Consider the following 16,918-nt stretch of genomic DNA (forward strand, 5'->3'; position numbering starts at 1 on the left):
GTTTGCGTTCACTGTATGGTTTTTGGATAATAACCCTGGGCTCCTGTGATGGAGCTGAGGCTTTTTATTCGGAAGATTTTCCGTGGTTATAGCAAGAGGGAAACGCCTGGTTCCATTCCGAACCCAGAAGCTAAGACTCTTCGCGCCGATGGTACTGCACTTTTGTGGGTGTGGGAGAGTAGGTCACCGCGGGTTTTTATTCAAGAGGGGAAGACCTTATAGGTCTTCCCCTCTTTTTGTGTACCCAAAAACTCCTAGAACGACAGCTCCTAGAACGAAAAACACCTAACTCAGCAAAGGTACAGAGACTAATAGATTCAAAGACTCAGAGACGCAGCAGAGAGGCAGATGAACAGGGGATGAAGCCTCGCCAGACAGCGTGCCGACCTGATACAGAGGCAATGAGATGGGGAGTTCACAGATCCGCCTGAATGACGAAATAGAAGGCGAGGTAGAGAAACTCTTGATACCTTAACAACAAGAGCAGTCCACATCTCTACCTCAACGAGTAGAGAGCAAGCAAAGGAGCATCATCATGGCTGATGAGAAGAGCATCTACGAACGCTGGAGCGAAGAACGCCTCGACCCGCCTTTCCCCAAAGAATGGGGGCTGGACGAAGAAGACGAAGCCGAGCTGCTCTGGCCTATCTGGCCCCTGCTGTTCATGGGTGAATCTGATACCGAACAGTACGTAGAAACCATCACCGATTATGTGATGGACGTACTTGGTCTGGAATACGATGGGGAGAACGAAGACAGCAAGCTCTGGGAAAAGCGCGTAGAGGACTACGTGGAGGAGCTCATCAAGCGTCGTCGTGCCTTTGCTGCTGAGCTGGGCATTACCCCGGAAATGCAGAAGAACTCCAACCTCAATCGTGCCTTCGCAGCCCTGGAAGAAGAAGGCGTCATTGCACGACAGAACTTCACCTGCTGCGGTACCTGCGCCTCCGCAGAGATCTGGGATGAGATCGACGATAGCCGTGAATGGAAGGGATACATCTACTTTCACCAGCAGGACGCCGAAAGCCTCGCAGAGAGCGGCGGAACCTACGTTGGCTTCGGTTCCTTCCTCGCCTACCCCAGGGACGAAAATGAATGGAACGCGCTGAGCGATGCGCAGAAGGAAGAGATCAGTGCCCTTCACAAGAAGCTCTCCGTAGAGCTCATGAAGGACACTATTATCCCCGTACTGGAGAAGCACGGTCTGAGCGTGGAGTGGAAGGGGAATTTCGATACTCGCCCGTTCATTGGGGGAGTGGAAGTCTACAACATTCCCTAACGGCTGGTGAGCTGAACCGGGTGGGTGCCTCGGCGTAGCTTGTGGCAGGGGAGAGGCGCCTCCCAATGCTACGAAAGTTTACGAGGAAAATAAGCTGAGGGCGTGAGAACAGACACCACGATATCTCAGTCAGAGTATTAACTAGCCGATAAGGCACCCATTCGGTAGGCTAGACGGGTAGCGCGGTACGTCCACACTAGAGAAAAGACAGAACCTATCCACGTGATAGGAACTGATTGACATAGCTTTCAGCTGCTATATACGGCAGAAGCTGAGCTCTAGAACACCCTATAGGGGATAAGAACAACCCCGGGCCGGAAGAGCCTGGTCATCTGAAGCTTTGCTCGGATGGATGCTCACTCCAACCGGAGTAGGCTAGAAGAAGTGGACGAACCGCCACCCATATTCCCAACCAAAGGAGCAGGCATGTCGACCGACGCCCGCGAAAAAGCCCGCCAGATTGCGGCCCAGCAGGCCAAGAAGAGCCCCAGCCAGGCAAGCCGCCGCTGGCTCCAGTTCGGCGTACTCGCCGTGGTCCTCATCATCGTAGGTATCATCGGCTTCGTCGTAGTCAACGGCAACAAGAACACCAAGGTAGCAGAAAGCGGCCCGGTGCCCTCCAGCGCCAACGAATACGGTGGCATTGTGCTGACCAAGGACGGCATCGTCCAGAACTCCTCCACCCAGGAGACCCGCGACTTCAAGCAACTCGCAACCTCGACCTCCTCCGTGACCCCCATGGTCAACGGAACCGCAGCAGCAGTCAACACCCTGCCCCCGGGCGTGCAGACCGCTGAAGAGGCATCCAAGAACGGCCAGCCCGTACGCGTGACCATCTTCCAGGACTACAACTGCGTGCACTGTGCAGAGTTCGAGAAGAAGTACGGTGAAGAAATCCAGAAGCTCGTCGAGGACGGCACCATCACCCTGGAAATCCGCAACCTGACCTTCCTGGACCGCTCCTCGCCCACCGCTTACTCCGCACGTAACGCGGCAGCAGCATACTCCGTGGCCAACCAGGTCAGCACCAGCGAATTCCTGAACTACCAGCGTGAGATCTTTACTCACCAGGGCCGCGGCGACATGAACAACCAGCAGATCGCCGACATCGCTTCTAAGCACGGTGCGTCCATCGGCTCCGATATGAACGATGGCAAGTGGCGCCCCTTCGTGGACGTGGTCAACGCTGAATCCGCAAAGAACGGTATTAAGGGTACCCCCACCGTCTTCGTTGATGGTGACCAGTACACCAGCAACGACTTCAGCACCTTCCTGAAGGAAAAGATCGAAGCTAAGAAGAAGTAACCGCTTCGATACAAAAACCCGGTAACCTCCGCGTGAGGCTACCGGGTTTTTCCATACACGGTGATGAGTACGAGGGGTGGGTGAGCAGCATACAGAGGTGGTGCTCAGAAGGGTTAAAACGAAGGAAACGAACATGCCATCACCCCATAATTTAGAAGTATTCTCAACCAAACCCTAAAAGAACAACTAAGCAGACTCAACCAAGAGAATAAGGTACACTGGACAGGTTGCCTCCTTAGCTCAGTTGGCCAGAGCATCTGTCTTGTAAACAGAGGGTCACCGGTTCGAATCCGGTAGGGGGCTCAGAAAAATCCTGGTTCGCACCAGCCTCATAGCAGAGGTGCGGATCAGGATTTTATTGTAGCGAGTGTCCTCGAGTGTCTAAGGGACCCGCACCAACACATCGTCTACCCGCCCTGAGGAACCAAGTATGTCTGAAACCTCCGGAACCCCGCAGGCCCCCGCCTCGCAGGGCACCCGTACCGCGGCGCTGCGCACCGTCAAAGCACGCGAAACCAACGACTACCCCCTCGAAGAATTCATCGAATCGCGAGGATTCCGCCCCGAAATCCAGGGCCTGCGAGCCTTCGCCGTGCTCCTCGTGGTGCTCTACCACGTCTGGGTCGGCAAAGTCTCCGGCGGCGTGGACGTCTTCCTCTTCATCTCCGCCTTCCTGCTCTCGCTCTCCTTCATGCGCAAGATCAACGAAGGCAAACCCCTCAATCTCTTCAGCTACTGGATGCACGTCTTCCAGCGACTGCTACCCGTAGCCACCGTGGTTATCGCGGGTACCACCATTGCGTCCTTCTTCGTGCTCGCACCCAGTCGCTGGTCGCAAACCGTAACCGACGCAAGGAGCTCCCTGTTCTACTTCCAGAACTGGAACCTCGCGTTCAGCTCCGTAGACTACTACGCCCAAAACGCTTCCGTGAAGTCACCCTTCCAGCACTTCTGGTCGCTCTCCATCCAGGGACAGATCTTCATCATCTGGCCCCTGCTCTTCGCTGCAGTAGCCTACGTCGTGCACCGATTCCGCGGGAACCTCTTCACCACCGCGGTATTCATCTTCAATACGGTGTTCGTCGCATCCCTGACCTTCTCCATCGTCGAAACCGACACCAACCAGGGATTCGCCTACTTCGACACCCGCCCCCGCCTGTGGGAATTTGCCATCGGCACCCTGCTGGCAATGCTCACCCTCAAGTGGAAGGCACCCGAGAAGGCTCGAGTAATTATGGGCTGGGTCGGTATTATCGGCCTGGTCACCTGCGGCGCAATCCTGCCCGTGGAACGAGCATTCCCCGGCTACCTGGCACTCTGGCCCGTGATCTCTGGCGCGCTCGTCATCATGGCAGGCCGCACCAACAGCCGCTGGGGCATCGACCGACTGCTGGTCTCCGCACCCCTGCAGAACCTCGGCAACATCTCCTACGCCCTGTACCTGGTGCACTGGCCCATCCTCATTCTCTACAGCAGCGCCGTCGGTACCTCCCGCGTGAACTTCATCGAAGGCGCTGTCATCATCCTTGCCTCCATCGGCTTGGCATGGCTGCTCATCCGCTTCGTCGAAAAGCCGCTGCGCTACCGTAAGGACCCCTTCGTACCTTGGCTCATGATGAAGATGCGCTTCAAGACCGTCTTCTCGGTCAAGACCTGGGCAGACCAGCTCGCCTTCATCCTCGCGATCTTCCTGGTCGCCGGCGTACCCCTGGTAGCCGCACAGACCTGGATCGGCTACCGCAACACCCAGTCCGAGCAGAACGCCGAACTGCAGGTACAGACCGCCAGCGAAAACTACCCCGGCGCCCGCGCTATCGGCGGCGCCCAGCAGGGACTCATTGACAACCCCATCCCCTCCGGCGGTGACGTCAAAACCCAGTTCGACGGACTGAGTGACCCCTGCGTTGGCGGCTTCGCGCCCTCCGACCCGGCACTCGCCAAGTACTGCAGCCTGCAGAAGTACGGCCCCGAGGACGCACCGCTGACCATGGTCATCGGTAACTCCCACGCCGAACAGGCGCTGAGCATCTTCAAGCCCATCGCAGAACAGACCAAAACCAACCTGCAGACCTACCTGCTCGGTGGCTGCCAGTACCCGGTCCGCGCCGTCAACGCCAGCAACGAATGCTCGGAATTCAACACCAAGATGACCGAGGAAATTCTCAAGCGTAAGCCGCAGACCGTGGTGCTCATCGCCACTGTTGCCCAGGCACGATCGAACGACGAACGAGTCGACCCGAGCCTCGACGAGACGGTCCGCCGCCTCACCGAGGCAGGAGTCCAGGTCATCGGCCTGCGCGATAACCCGCGCTTCGAGTACAACATCTACGAATGCGCTCAGAAGGCCGGTGCCGACAAGAGCTCCTGCGCACGACCCGCAAGCGACAAGTACGCTGCCGAAAACCCTGCAAAGGAAATCTTCGACAAGTACCGCAACCAGGGTGCCGTCATGGTGGACCTGAAGGACGTGTACTGCCCGGACGGCATGTGCAGCCCCGTGGTTGGAAACATCTACGTCTACATCGACGACAACCATGTCTCCAAGACCTACAGCCGCACCATGGCTCAGGAAGTCTTCCAGCGTGCAGCGGAAGGCGGCTGGCTCGTGAGTGGAAAAGTGAACTTCTAAAGTTCGCCAATATGACGGATCCCCCATGCTGTTCTACAGAAGTATGAACAGTGCGGGGGATTCGCTATTTTCTGACCCGAAATTAGGATAGGCTAAGTTAGGAGGCTTCTGGGAAAAGCCTTAGAGAAGAAAGGACGCCATGAAAGAAATCACCGAACGCACCCTCAAAGTTGAGAACGTCAGCCTCGGCTACGGCGAAACCACCATCGTCAAAGACCTCTTCCTCGAATTCCCCAAGGGCAAAATCACCGCCATCATCGGCCCCAACGGCTGCGGTAAATCCACCCTGCTACGCGGTGTCTCCCGACTACTCAAGCCGCTCAACGGCGACTTCACCCTCGACGGCAAACCCACCCACGAATACTCCATGAAAGGCTTCGCCCGCATGGTCGGGCTGATGCCCCAGCATCCCATCGCCCCCGAAGGAATTACCGTAGCCGACCTCGTCTCCCGAGGACGCTACCCCTACCATGGCCTCTTCAAACGCAATAGCGCCGAAGACGACGAGGCGGTTGCTTGGGCTCTCGAAGCCACCGATACCATGTCCCTCGCCGAACGACAGGTCACCGAACTCTCCGGCGGTCAGCGTCAGCGCGTCTGGATTGCCATGGCGCTCGCCCAAGAAACCGACATTCTACTGCTGGACGAGCCGACCACCTACCTCGACCTGGCACACCAGGTGGAGCTACTCGACCTGCTCTCGGACCTCAACGAGCAACGCGGCACCACCATGATCATGGTGCTGCACGAGTTGAACCTCGCCGCCCGAGTCGCTGATTACCTCGTCGCGATGAAGGACGGCTCCATCGTCGCTCAAGGCGAAGCACACGACGTGCTCACCCGTGAGAACCTCGACACCATCTTTAGCCTGAAAGCAGAGGTTGCCGATCCGTTTAACGACGGCAGTGTAGTGGTGGTACCCCATCCCCGGAGTGTGTCCACCGTTGCCGGTTCAGCTGTCGCATCCTAAGAAACCCCTGCTCATATCTGATGAAGCGCCCATAACAGTGGGATACTGGAAAGCAGGACGCACCGAAAGCTAAGCGAAGAAGCCGGTACACCGCACGGGTGTGCCGGCTTCTTCCATAGAAGGGTCATTCTCTACAGAGGCCCGGAAAGAAGAACACAATGACGACCCCGCTCCTAGACTCCAACGGCAAGCTCAACGGCGAATCAGTACGCTACGTGGCAATCGGTGACTCCTTCACCGAAGGCGTGGGCGACGTTGACCGCCGCCGCCCCAACAACCTACGAGGCTGGGCAGACCGCATTGCTGAAGGCCTCGGTGCAGTAGACCCGCAGGCACAGTACGCAAACCTTGCTATCCGCGGACGCCTGCTCGGCCCCATCCTGGATGAACAGTTGCCTCGAGCCCTCGACCTCTGCCCCAACATTGTTACGTTCTACGGTGGCGGCAACGATATCATGCGCCCCAACGTTGATATTGACCAGCTCATGACCCGCGTCGACGAAGCCTTCGCCGCCATGCGCGCCCAGGACATCACGATTCTGACCATTACGGGCTTGGATGTGCAGGGCCAGGGCCCCTTCTCCCGCACCCGTGGCCGCACCGCCACCTACAATGAGCTGCTGCGCGGCATTGCCGAAGACCACGGCGCACACATTATCGACTACTGGCGCTGGAACGACTTCCTCGACTGGCGTCTGTGGGCTGATGATCGCCTGCACATGAACGACCTCGGCCACGAACGCTTCGCATCCCGCGTGCTGGCGCAGCTCGGCCTGCCCGGTGTGGTCACCGAATCGGTACTGCCCCCGGAGGTGCAGCTGACCGCCCGCGAGAAGATTGAGCAGGAGGCACGCTGGGTCCGCGAGTTTGCCCTGCCGTGGATTGGCCGCCGTCTGAAGGGTACGAGCTCCGGTGACGGCGTGAGCCCCAAGTACCCGGAGTGGGTCCCCGCGGCAAGCCTTAAGAACTAACGCCCTTAAGAACTAATGTTGAGGGGGCGCACGTTACGGCGTAAAACTGTACGCCGGGGGAGTGCCCTGTGCTGTATCTGTACCGTATTTGTGCCCGCATCTACGCCGTAACTGGAACGGTAAATCCGCCGCTACCCGTACCGTTGCAAACCCTTAAACCGCCCTTTAAAACCGGGGCGGAAGCGTTAAAACGAGAGTTAAAAGCTCTTTAAACGCGTATTTAAGCCTGTTTAACAGCCCTGCGCACACCGCAAGAAGCGGTGGCGCGGGGCTGTTTTCGGCTTAAATCCGGCTTAAGCTGTTAATCTCACAACATGAATTTCACCGGTGTAATTTATCCCCGGTCACATAAAGAACGCCCGTTCTTAAAAAGGTGTATTAACGCCTGACTAGGGGCGTTAAAGAATCCCTTTAAAACATCTGGACTTGCAAAAATACCCATTTTTGGTAGAATGGATAGGTATGTTTGCCGCTCGAAGACAAGCATGCATCCGTGAATCGAGCGCTTCGCTTAAACGAGGTGCAATCGGCTCAGAACACCGAGATTCCGCGGATTTTTAAGGCAAAATCCGGCGTGCAGGCTTGCATGAACCCCCGTATTTACCTAGAATTTAACGCTGTTCGTAGTGGTGGAAACGCCTCTCGACACTAATAAGCTTCACCGTTTTTCCCGCGGCGGGGATCGATGCGTGGCCTCTCACCCACGTGACGATCTCAAACACTCTAGCCCGGCGAATAACCCGGTGCTTCTACATTGGTGGCGGGACGCTCACGAGTAACATCGACTGCGTACCGTCATAAAAGTCAATCAATAAAGGAGTGAAACATGGCAGCAGTCTGCCAGGTGACCGGAGCTGTTCCCGGCTTTGGACACAGCATTTCGCACTCGCATCGCCGCAACAAGCGTCGATTCGACCCGAACGTTCAGAAGAAGACCTACTGGGTTCCTTCGCTGCGTCGTAAGGTAACCCTGAACGTGTCCGCTAAGGGCATCAAGGTTATCGATGCTCGTGGCATCGATGCCGTTGTTGCAGAAATCATCGCACGCGGGGAGAAGATCTAGTAAATGGCATCCAAGGCTAAGGACCTCCGTCCTATCATCAAGCTCAAGTCCACTGCTGGCACCGGTTACACCTACGTGACCCGTAAGAACCGCCGCAACAACCCCGACCGCATGGTGCTGAAGAAGTACGACCCCGTCGTTCGCAAGCACGTTGACTTCCGAGAGGAGCGCTAAGAATGGCTAAGAAGTCCAAGATCGCTCGCAACGAGCAGCGCAAGGTCATCGTCGCTCGCTACAACGAGAAGCGTATCGCGCTGAAGAAGACCCTGATCGACGAGAACGCTACCCCCGAGGAGCGCGAAGCAGCACGCGTGGCACTGCAGAAGCTGCCCCGCAACGCTTCCCCCGTTCGCGTGCGTAACCGCGACCAGATCGACGGCCGCCCCCGCGGTACCTTCCAGAAGTTCGGTATCTCCCGCGTGCGTTTCCGCGAAATGGCACACCGCGGCGAGCTGCCCGGTATCACCAAGTCCAGCTGGTAAATCTGGTATTTTAGTTCCTAAACGGTTTTCCGTCGTCACCGACGGTCACTCGCTTTAGACTCAAACCTTAAGTCTCTGGAAGGGGCACCCTAATGGCTAAGAACCGTACCGAACTCGTTGCAGAGGTTGCAGAGAAGTCTGGCAAGAGCCAGGCAACCGTGAATGCAGTCCTCGACGCAGTGTTCCAGGTTTTCGAGTCTTCCGTCTCCAAGGGCGAGAAGATCACCATCCCCGGTTGGATGGCAATCGAGCGCACCGACCGTGCAGCTCGTACCGGCCGTAACCCGCAGACCGGCGAAACCATCCAGATTCCCGCCGGTCACGGCGTGAAGCTGACCGCAGGCTCCAAGCTGAAGGCAGCAGTCGCTAAGAAGAAGTAATTCTTGAGACTTTGAATCTGCTAAAGACCCCCACCGTATGGTGGGGGTCTTTTAGTATGCCCAGATGGTCTCTTGATGATGAGGATGCGGGTTGCTGGGGGAGCGGTTCAGCTAGCGAAGAGGTCCAGATGGCGGGCTGGGATGGGGACGCTGCGGGGAGCGTATGCAAGGTGGGTCTTCAAGACCTTAACCCTCAACTTGAGCTATAAAACACAGAAAGTAGCTCGGCTTCACAGGAGAAGCTATGATGCACTACAGAAAAAATAAAGAAAATTTATACATTTAAGCAGAAAGCTATACATAAGCTGAGCGAAAAACCGTGAGTATGAAACCCCGCTGGGAAAAATACTTATACATCGCCGTCCAGACATAGCTTAAACACAGCAAACTAAAGCTCAATCTTAGGCTCACACCCTATGCTGGAATCACCGGCGAAGGAAAAGCCACACACCATACAAACGGCCCCACCCCAGCCGGAAAATCAACCATACAAACCCCGGACGATTGACCCTCCGGGACGCACAAGGAGAACCACCTCATGGCACGCCACGCTCAGCGTACTTCCGCGCAGCCCACCAGCCACCGCCTCCGCACCGGCGCAGCCGCACTGTCCATCACAGCAATCGCAGCACTGGGCCTGAGCGCCTGCGGTGCACAGAACACCTCCAGCCCGGCACCCACCGCAACCGCAACCGCCAAGGCATCCTCCAGCGCTGACGCAGCAGTCAACGCAGGCAACGGCAAGGTCACCATCAAGGCAAGCGACGCAGCCTCCCCGAGCCCCACCGCAAGCAGCTCCCATGGCACCGGCACCGTCACCGAAAACGGCGTGACCGTCACCGGTGCAAACGGAACCGGCGTCACCGCAGACGCAAGCGGCAACGCAACCGTCAACGGTGCAAACGGTACCGGCGTCACCGCAGACGCTAGCGGCAACGCAACCGTCAATGGCGGCACCGCAGCTAACGGCTCGGCATCCAACAACTCCGGCTCCTCCGCACAGGTCGACGAGAAGGCAGGGGAGAGCGCCGGCTCCAAGAACAACTCGAACGGCACCTCCGGTAGCGTCACCGTAAGCACCGCCAACGGCTACACCGTGATTCAGCTCGACGCTGACGGCGGCTGGTCCTACCACACCCCCAACGGTGACATCGTTGATGTGGAAGCTGACGGCTCTTGGGAACGCGTCGGTCCGAGCGGCAATGTAGAGGTGAACGCAGACGGCTCCTGGGAGCTCGTCGGAACCTCCGGTGTTGTCGAAGTGAAGGCTGATGGCTCCTGGGAGCGGACCGGTCATGGCGACTTCCAGGTACCTGTCGTACCCGTCAAGCCCGCCGGTGCTGGCGCTGACCCCGTCAAGCCCGTCACTCCCCGCCGCTAAGAAGCTGGCTGACGAGCCGAGCGAAAACATGGGCTATCCCACTCGCTAGAATGCGGATAAACGCCCACACGCCCGGATAATCACACCCAAACTCGATAGAATTAACGCGGTTGGTTACACCGATAATCGTTATGGAATCCCACAAGGATTCTGCGCACGACGCGAATACGTCGTCAACTAGCCGCACCATACTAACAACCACAAGGAGAAACAATGGCAATCGCCCCCGCAATGAAGAAGACCACCGCGGTTCTGTCCATCGCTTTCGCAGGCGCACTGGGCCTGAGCGCATGTGGCTCCCAGTCCTCTTCCACCACCGCCACTGCATCCGCATCCGCTTCCGCTTCGGCAACTGCATCTGCAAGCGCATCGGCTAAGGCATCCTCGGCGGCAACCACCTCTGCAGCTTCCGCTTCTGCTACAGCAGATGTGAAGGTTGACAAGGACGGCAATGTCACCGTCAAGGCTAACGACGGCGAAGGCAACTCCGCAGACGTGAAGGTCGGCGCAGACGGCAAGGCTTCCGTTAACGCTAAGGACTCCGAGGGTAACTCCTCCAAGGTAGAGTCCGACGAAAAGGGCACCAAGGCTGAGTCCAAGGACTCCGAGGGCAACGCAGCATCCTCCTCCACCGTTGAGGGCGACGTTATCGTTTCCGAGGACGGCGGCTGGTCCATTCAGGGCGACGAAGGTCAGGTAGCTGTACAGGCTGACGGCTCCTGGAGCCGCCAGGACGCAAACGGCCAGGTCGCAGTCAAGGCTGACGGTTCCTGGAGCATCCAGGCTAACAGCGGCCTGCAGGCAACCGTGGACGCATCCGGTGAAGTAACCTCCATCGTTGGCGGCGAGAAGGCAGATCTGAAGGCTCCGAAGGTTCCCGCAAAGCCCGCACAGGCTAAGGTCACCCCCGTCAAGCCCGTTCAGCCCAAGAAGTAATAAGCTGACCAGTGCATAACAAACGCCCCGTGCGCATCCGAACGTGATGCGTGCGGGGCGTTTTGCGTCTTCAAGCTGCACTGAGAAGACCGGTAGAGCTGAGAAGACCCATGAAAGTAGCGGGGGATGAGAAACGGTACACTATCTCAGGGAGCTTTCAGGTCGCGGTGCTAGCATGAAGGCGTACACCGGGCATACCGGAGTACAAGTCAACCACACTACGCACTGCGCCGTTGCAGAGCGGCGCATACAGAAAAGAGAAATTCAGTGAAGAAGTCTATTGCTGTTCTGTCCCTGACCATTGCCGGTGCCCTTGGCCTCGCAGCCTGCGGCGGCAACTCCGGCACCAATTCCGGCTCCTCCGCATCGGCAAGCGCGTCTGCTTCTGCAACCGCTTCCGCAACTGCCTCGGCACCCGCAAGCACCTCCGCAGCAGCAACCAGCAAGAGCACCACCTCCGCAGCAGCTGAAACCACCAAGGCAGAAACCAAGACCACCCAGGGCACCATCAGCGCCCCCAGCGGTCTGCCCAGCGAAGCAACCGAAGCACTCAAGAAGGGCCAGGAATCCGCCGAGCAGGCAACCTCCGCAGGCTACACTGCCAGCAAGAAAGCCCTGGAGCAGCTCAAGGACGAGTCCGGCGTGAAGAAGGTTCAGACCAGCGACGGCACCGTCTACTACACCGATAAATTCGCTGCATTCGAATCCAAGGACGGTGCTATCGTCAGCATCCAGAATAACGGTGTATGGACCAGCATCGACTCCAACGGTACGACCATCGTCGTGAGCGAGGACGGCTCCTGGATCAAGACCAACCCCAAGGACAACCTCTACACCGTCGTCAAGGCAGACGGCACCGCATCCGTGCTGAACACCAAGACCTTCGAGAAGGCGACCGACGTCTCCAGCATCGAGACCCCGAAGGCCCCCGGCCGCATCGACGGCTTCAGCGGCACCGCTAAGACCCCGGTCAAGCCCACCAAGATTGGTGACCTCTCCGAGGTTGCAGGCGCCAAGTAAAAACTAGCTCCTGCCCACTGGGCAGAACAGCCCACCACACTAGGGATACCAACGCCCCGCGCGCATCTATACGTGATGCGTGCGGGGCGCTTTATATACCCACGAACCACCCGGAATATGACTTAATATGACAGGTCATTAAGGCCCCAAGTCACAAAGCTCAACTCCCAGCGAACCACCCCCACCACGCTGGCATAATGGGGACAGCAAACCAACGCGCCCACACACGGCGCACCCAACAGGAGAGAAACCATGAGCGAGAACACCACCCGCAACGTACGCGTGCGCGCCAGCGAACTCGAAGGCCGAGCCTGGCTCAACACCGGCGACAAAAACCTCACCCTGCAGGACCTTCGCGGCAAAATCGTTATTCTCGACTTCTGGACCCTCTGCTGCATCAACTGTCTACACGTCCTCGACGAACTACGCCCCCTCGAAGAAGAATTCTTCGACGTACTCGTCACCGTCGGCGTACACAGCCCCAAATTCGAACACGAAGCAGACCCCGTAGCGCTCGCCGCAGCCGTCGACCGCTACCACATCACCCACCCCGTACTCGACGACCCCGAACTGACCACCTGGCAGGCATACACCGCCCGCGCATGGCCCACCCTCGTCGTTGTCGACCCCGAAGGCTACATCGTCGCCCACCTCTCCGGCGAAGGCCATGTACAGGGCCTCACCTCCCTCGTACGCGAACTCGTCGCCGAGCACGAGGCGAAGGGCACCCTACACCGCGGCGACGGCCCCTACGTACCCCGCCCCAAGGCAGCCGGCACCTACGCCTTCCCCGGCAAAGCCATCGAACTGCCCGCCGAATTCGGCTCCGCAAACCTCTTCGGCAACCGCGAACGCACCTACCTCGTCGCAGACAGCGCACGCCACCGCATCCTGCAGGTAGCAGCCGACCTCAACACCGTCATCAACACCTACGGCGGCGGCGACGACCCCATCAACCACCCCGTCAAGGGCCACGTCGACGGCACCGGCACCGAAGCACGCTTCAACGAGCCCGCCGGCCTCGCCCTCGTACCCGAAAACCTACGCGAGAAGCTCGGCTACGACGTGCTCGTCGCCGACACCGTCAACCACCGCCTGCGCTCCCTCAACCTGAGCACCGGCGAAGTACGCACCCTCGCAGGCAACGGCGTGCAGCGCGTCATCGACGGCGATAACGCCATCACCGGCGACCCCAACCACATCCCCGCCGGCGTACCCGCCACCGAGATTGCGCTCTCCTCGCCCTGGGACGCCGTCTACTCCCGCGAAGCCGGCCAGTTCATCATCGCCATGGCAGGCACCCACCAGCTCTTCGGCTACGAACCCGTCACCGGCGCCGTCAGCATCTTCGCAGGCTCCGGCGTTGAAGGCCTCGCGGACGGCCCCGCCGCCGACGCCTGGTTCGCCCAGCCCTCCGGCATCATCGAAGCCCGCGACGGTAGCCTCTGGGTAGCATGCTCCGAAACCAGCGGCCTGCGCCACATCACCTTCACCGAAGACGGCGTACAGGTCACCTCTGCCGTCGGCAAGGGCCTGTTCGACTTCGGCTTCGTCGACGGCGACTCCGACACCGCCCGCATGCAGCACCCCCTCGGCCTGACCGAACTGCCCGACGGATCCATCGCAGTCGCCGACACCTACAACGGCGCTATCCGCCGCTGGGACCCGGTCCCCGGCACCCTCGGCACCCTCGAACGCGGCCTCGACGAACCCTCCGACCTGCTCGTCGAAGAAGTACCCGGCGAAGAACCGCGCCTCATCATCGTCGAAACCAACGCCCACCAGCTCGTACGCGCCTCCATCCCCGCCAAGGCACAGCACGTCGACGAAGGCGCCATCACCACCGCACGCCCCTCCACCAAACTCACCGGCGGCACCCTCGAATTCACCTCACGATTCACCGTGCCCACCGGCCAGAAGCTCGACACCCGCTGGGGCGACCCCACCCAGCTGAAGATCTCATCCACCCCCGAGAACTTCATCCTGGAAGGCGCCGGCACCTCCACCGGACTGACCCGCACCCTCGTACTCAACCCCGAAATCACCGAGGCAGTCCTGCACATCACCGCCCGCGCCGCCGCCTGCGACGGCACCCCCGACGGTGACATCCCCGAGCACGCAGCATGCCACCTCTACCAGCAGGACTGGGGTATTCCCGTCGTCGTGACCGGTGACGAAGCAGACGAAAGCGAACTCGTCCTGGACCTTCGCGGTATCAACTAGGGATCTATAAAAGAATCAAGGGTCAGTATTATCCTCGCTCCTACAGGGGCACCCGTCCTCGCTTCGCTTCGGACACCCTGATGTCGCTACGGATAATACTGACCCTTTTCTGCTGTGCCGCCCTGATACCGCTACGGATAGCGCCGGTTCCCTTTGTGCTTTTTAGGATTGTGGGACTCGAAAGGGCCGGGTCATCCTCGCTCCTACAGGGGCACCCGTCCTCGCTTCGCTTCGGACACCCTGATGTCGCTACGGATAGTACCGGTTCCTTGTTGTCTTCAGAATGTTTGTGGTTTCAGAGTGGCTGGTATGTGAAAGGTCCGGGTCATCCTCGCTTCGCTCGGACACCCTGATGTCGCTACGGATACCGGCCCTTTCTCAACCCTTATAAACTACGAGCCAGTATGCTCTTCGCTCCTACAGGGGAACCCGCCCTCGCTTCGCTCGGGCACCCTGATGTCGCGTTCAGAGCATACTGGCTCTTGCAGCTCAGTGGCTTTAGAAGGAGACTCGGACCGCCTTCGCATCCGCCTCCACCGACGCCTTCAACGTAAACGGAATCTCCTTCTGCACCTGCGAACGCTCACCCGTATACAAATCCAACTGAGTAAACGACACCTTCGCCGTACCCGACATCGGCTTCAACGACCACACACCCGCCGAACTCACACTCACCTGCGGATCCGCAACCTTCACCACAGACCACTTCACCTCAGAATCCACACGACCCGTAAACGCATACTCAAAAGGGCACCCACCCGGATAAAGAGTGCTCTGCTGCGTACACTTCTTCAAATGATCCTGCACCTGCTCCTTCACCGACGACAACGCATTATCACTCGGCTTCAACTCCATACGCACCGCATGATTCGCATCCTGCGCAGTCACCACCTCATTCACCTTCTGCGCCGTATAAACCGTCGAATCATACGACACCGCGTACACACCCGGATAAAACACCGGGAACGACGCCGCACCATCATCCACCGCAACCTTACGGTTATTAATCGTCGCAGCCTCCACACCCTGAATATTCACCTTCACCGACGGCAAAGACGCCTCATCAATAGCCCACTTATCAAAAAAGCCCCAATGCGTGCCCGAACGGTGCAAACGAAAATCCGTATGCTGCTGCGAACCCTCCAACGTATAAGAAGCACGCACCGTCGCATGCTCACCATCCGCGCTAGTCTCCACCACCTCATACGACACCTCACCCAACGAAGACACCGAACGCCTCAAAGCATCCCCATCCAACAAAGACGCGTCACCCTCAGGAATCTGCGCACCCAACAAACCACGCGCATACGAACCATTCCCCGTACGCAACGCATGAAAATACTCCCGCACCTGACCCGTCGGACCATACACCAGCTTATTCGTCATAACCAGCGCCGCAGCAGCCACAGAAACCGCCACCACAACACCGACCATCCACATTGCCAGAACCCGCTCCACGGGAGAAAAATTACGCATAGAACCAGAGTAACGCAGGTAGTCCGCTAGGTTTCACGCACCGCACACACTAAAGTTGTGTATATGGCAGAACGCGCTCACGAAGTCCCCGCCAAATACGGCGAAGTCAACGAACTATTCCACCCCCGCATGCGCTCCTACGGCAGGCGCATCGAAGCGGCGCTCCCCGGCACCATCGTGCTCCTCGCCGCGCTCGCCTTCATCCTCTACAAGCGACCCGCCCTGCCGTACACCCTCCTCGTACTGCTCATCGGCACCATCGCAGGCGTAAACCTCTACTCAGTCCTCAAACCCACCATCATCGTCATCACCAAAACCCACGTGCTCCGCGCACGCACCTTCGGCTGGGTCGCCGTACCCCTCGAAAACATCGACCACACCATCTACGTCGAAAAGCTCTACCCCAAAAAAGCCTACGGCCAGAAACTCAAAACCGTCGCCGGCCGCCTACGCTACCGCAGCTTCCCCGCCATGTGGGCCGTCGACAAAGATGGCAAACAGCTCATGCGTATCGACGGCCGCGTCTGGGATGGCAAAACCATGCGAGAAGTCTCCTCCAAACTCTCCGCCCAAACCACCATCTACAAGCAGATCAACGTGGTCAACATGGACAAAGAACACAAGGGACTCATCACCTTCAACGAGCTGCACCCCGGCTGGCGCTCCAGCCTCATGACCGCGCTCGCCGTCATCATCGTGGCAATCCTCTTCGCCGCATCCTTCATGCCCGAAGAACTCGCCCGCACCATCTACCTCATCCACTAGAACACCCGTTCTTCAACGGTGCTTCTTTTCGGATGCGC

General features: G+C 58.6%; 15 protein-coding genes, 1 tRNA gene and 1 rRNA gene. 16 read left to right on the forward strand and 1 reads right to left on the reverse strand.

What is annotated here, in order from left to right; all coding sequences use genetic code 11:
* The first annotated feature begins 78 nt into the window (after positions 1 to 78).
* The 15 genes from rrf to HMPREF2928_RS03695 all read left to right on the forward strand — a co-directional run bounded on the left by rrf (position 79) and on the right by HMPREF2928_RS03695 (position 14,639).
* Positions 79 to 195 (forward strand): 5S ribosomal RNA (gene rrf, locus HMPREF2928_RS03625).
* A gap of 340 nt (positions 196 to 535) precedes the next feature.
* Complete coding sequence (locus HMPREF2928_RS03630) at positions 536 to 1,279, forward strand: DUF6891 domain-containing protein (protein ID WP_070628951.1); 744 nt, start codon at positions 536 to 538, stop codon at positions 1,277 to 1,279.
* A gap of 426 nt (positions 1,280 to 1,705) precedes the next feature.
* Entirely contained in the window at positions 1,706 to 2,584 is an 879-nt protein-coding gene (locus tag HMPREF2928_RS03635; RefSeq protein ID WP_005509033.1) for a DsbA family protein, read from the forward strand.
* A 229-nt stretch (positions 2,585 to 2,813) separates the two neighbouring features.
* Positions 2,814 to 2,887, forward strand: a tRNA-Thr gene (locus tag HMPREF2928_RS03640).
* Between the two features lie 127 nt (positions 2,888 to 3,014).
* A complete protein-coding gene (locus HMPREF2928_RS03645; RefSeq protein WP_070687394.1) occupies positions 3,015 to 5,213 on the forward strand; it encodes an acyltransferase family protein in 2,199 nt (732 codons plus the stop codon).
* A gap of 139 nt (positions 5,214 to 5,352) precedes the next feature.
* Positions 5,353 to 6,183 carry an ABC transporter ATP-binding protein gene (locus HMPREF2928_RS03650; RefSeq protein WP_070687395.1) on the forward strand — a complete coding sequence of 277 codons (831 nt, stop codon included), beginning with the start codon at positions 5,353 to 5,355 and terminating at the stop codon, positions 6,181 to 6,183.
* A gap of 158 nt (positions 6,184 to 6,341) precedes the next feature.
* Positions 6,342 to 7,154, forward strand: a complete 813-nt coding sequence (locus HMPREF2928_RS03655; protein ID WP_070687396.1) for an SGNH/GDSL hydrolase family protein — start codon at positions 6,342 to 6,344, stop codon at positions 7,152 to 7,154.
* A gap of 826 nt (positions 7,155 to 7,980) precedes the next feature.
* On the forward strand, positions 7,981 to 8,217 hold the full coding sequence (gene rpmB / locus HMPREF2928_RS03660; protein ID WP_004005966.1) for a 50S ribosomal protein L28: 237 nt from the start codon (positions 7,981 to 7,983) through the stop codon (positions 8,215 to 8,217).
* Positions 8,218 to 8,220: 3 nt separating this feature from the next.
* Positions 8,221 to 8,391, forward strand: a complete 171-nt coding sequence (gene rpmG / locus HMPREF2928_RS03665) for a 50S ribosomal protein L33 (protein WP_004005967.1) — start codon at positions 8,221 to 8,223, stop codon at positions 8,389 to 8,391.
* Positions 8,392 to 8,393: 2 nt separating this feature from the next.
* The gene (gene rpsN, locus HMPREF2928_RS03670) at positions 8,394 to 8,699 is read left to right on the forward strand and encodes a 30S ribosomal protein S14 (protein ID WP_005506731.1); all 306 of its coding nucleotides are present in this window, start codon (positions 8,394 to 8,396) and stop codon (positions 8,697 to 8,699) included.
* A gap of 92 nt (positions 8,700 to 8,791) precedes the next feature.
* Positions 8,792 to 9,079, forward strand: coding sequence for an HU family DNA-binding protein (locus HMPREF2928_RS03675; RefSeq protein WP_005506733.1), 288 nt, complete (start codon positions 8,792 to 8,794; stop codon positions 9,077 to 9,079).
* Positions 9,080 to 9,617: 538 nt separating this feature from the next.
* Positions 9,618 to 10,460: a hypothetical protein gene (locus HMPREF2928_RS03680; RefSeq protein WP_070687397.1), complete on the forward strand. Its 843-nt coding sequence runs from the start codon at positions 9,618 to 9,620 to the stop codon at positions 10,458 to 10,460.
* 213 nt (positions 10,461 to 10,673) lie between these two features.
* Complete coding sequence (locus HMPREF2928_RS03685; RefSeq protein WP_070687398.1) at positions 10,674 to 11,396, forward strand: hypothetical protein; 723 nt, start codon at positions 10,674 to 10,676, stop codon at positions 11,394 to 11,396.
* A 267-nt stretch (positions 11,397 to 11,663) separates the two neighbouring features.
* Complete coding sequence (locus HMPREF2928_RS03690; protein ID WP_060823915.1) at positions 11,664 to 12,416, forward strand: hypothetical protein; 753 nt, start codon at positions 11,664 to 11,666, stop codon at positions 12,414 to 12,416.
* Between the two features lie 252 nt (positions 12,417 to 12,668).
* Positions 12,669 to 14,639, forward strand: a complete 1,971-nt coding sequence (locus HMPREF2928_RS03695; protein WP_070687399.1) for an NHL domain-containing thioredoxin family protein — start codon at positions 12,669 to 12,671, stop codon at positions 14,637 to 14,639.
* A gap of 498 nt (positions 14,640 to 15,137) precedes the next feature.
* Here the strand turns inward: HMPREF2928_RS03695 and HMPREF2928_RS03700 are convergent, their stop codons facing one another.
* Positions 15,138 to 16,115: a hypothetical protein gene (locus tag HMPREF2928_RS03700; protein WP_049357936.1), complete on the reverse strand. Its 978-nt coding sequence runs from the start codon at positions 16,113 to 16,115 to the stop codon at positions 15,138 to 15,140.
* 63 nt (positions 16,116 to 16,178) lie between these two features.
* Between HMPREF2928_RS03700 and HMPREF2928_RS03705 the strand changes: the two genes are divergently transcribed.
* The gene (locus tag HMPREF2928_RS03705) at positions 16,179 to 16,880 is read left to right on the forward strand and encodes a hypothetical protein (protein ID WP_049338530.1); all 702 of its coding nucleotides are present in this window, start codon (positions 16,179 to 16,181) and stop codon (positions 16,878 to 16,880) included.
* The last annotated feature ends 38 nt before the right edge of the window (positions 16,881 to 16,918 follow it).

This window comes from Rothia sp. HMSC072B04 (genome assembly GCF_001813725.1).
GTDB classification, from domain to species: domain Bacteria; phylum Actinomycetota; class Actinomycetes; order Actinomycetales; family Micrococcaceae; genus Rothia; species Rothia mucilaginosa.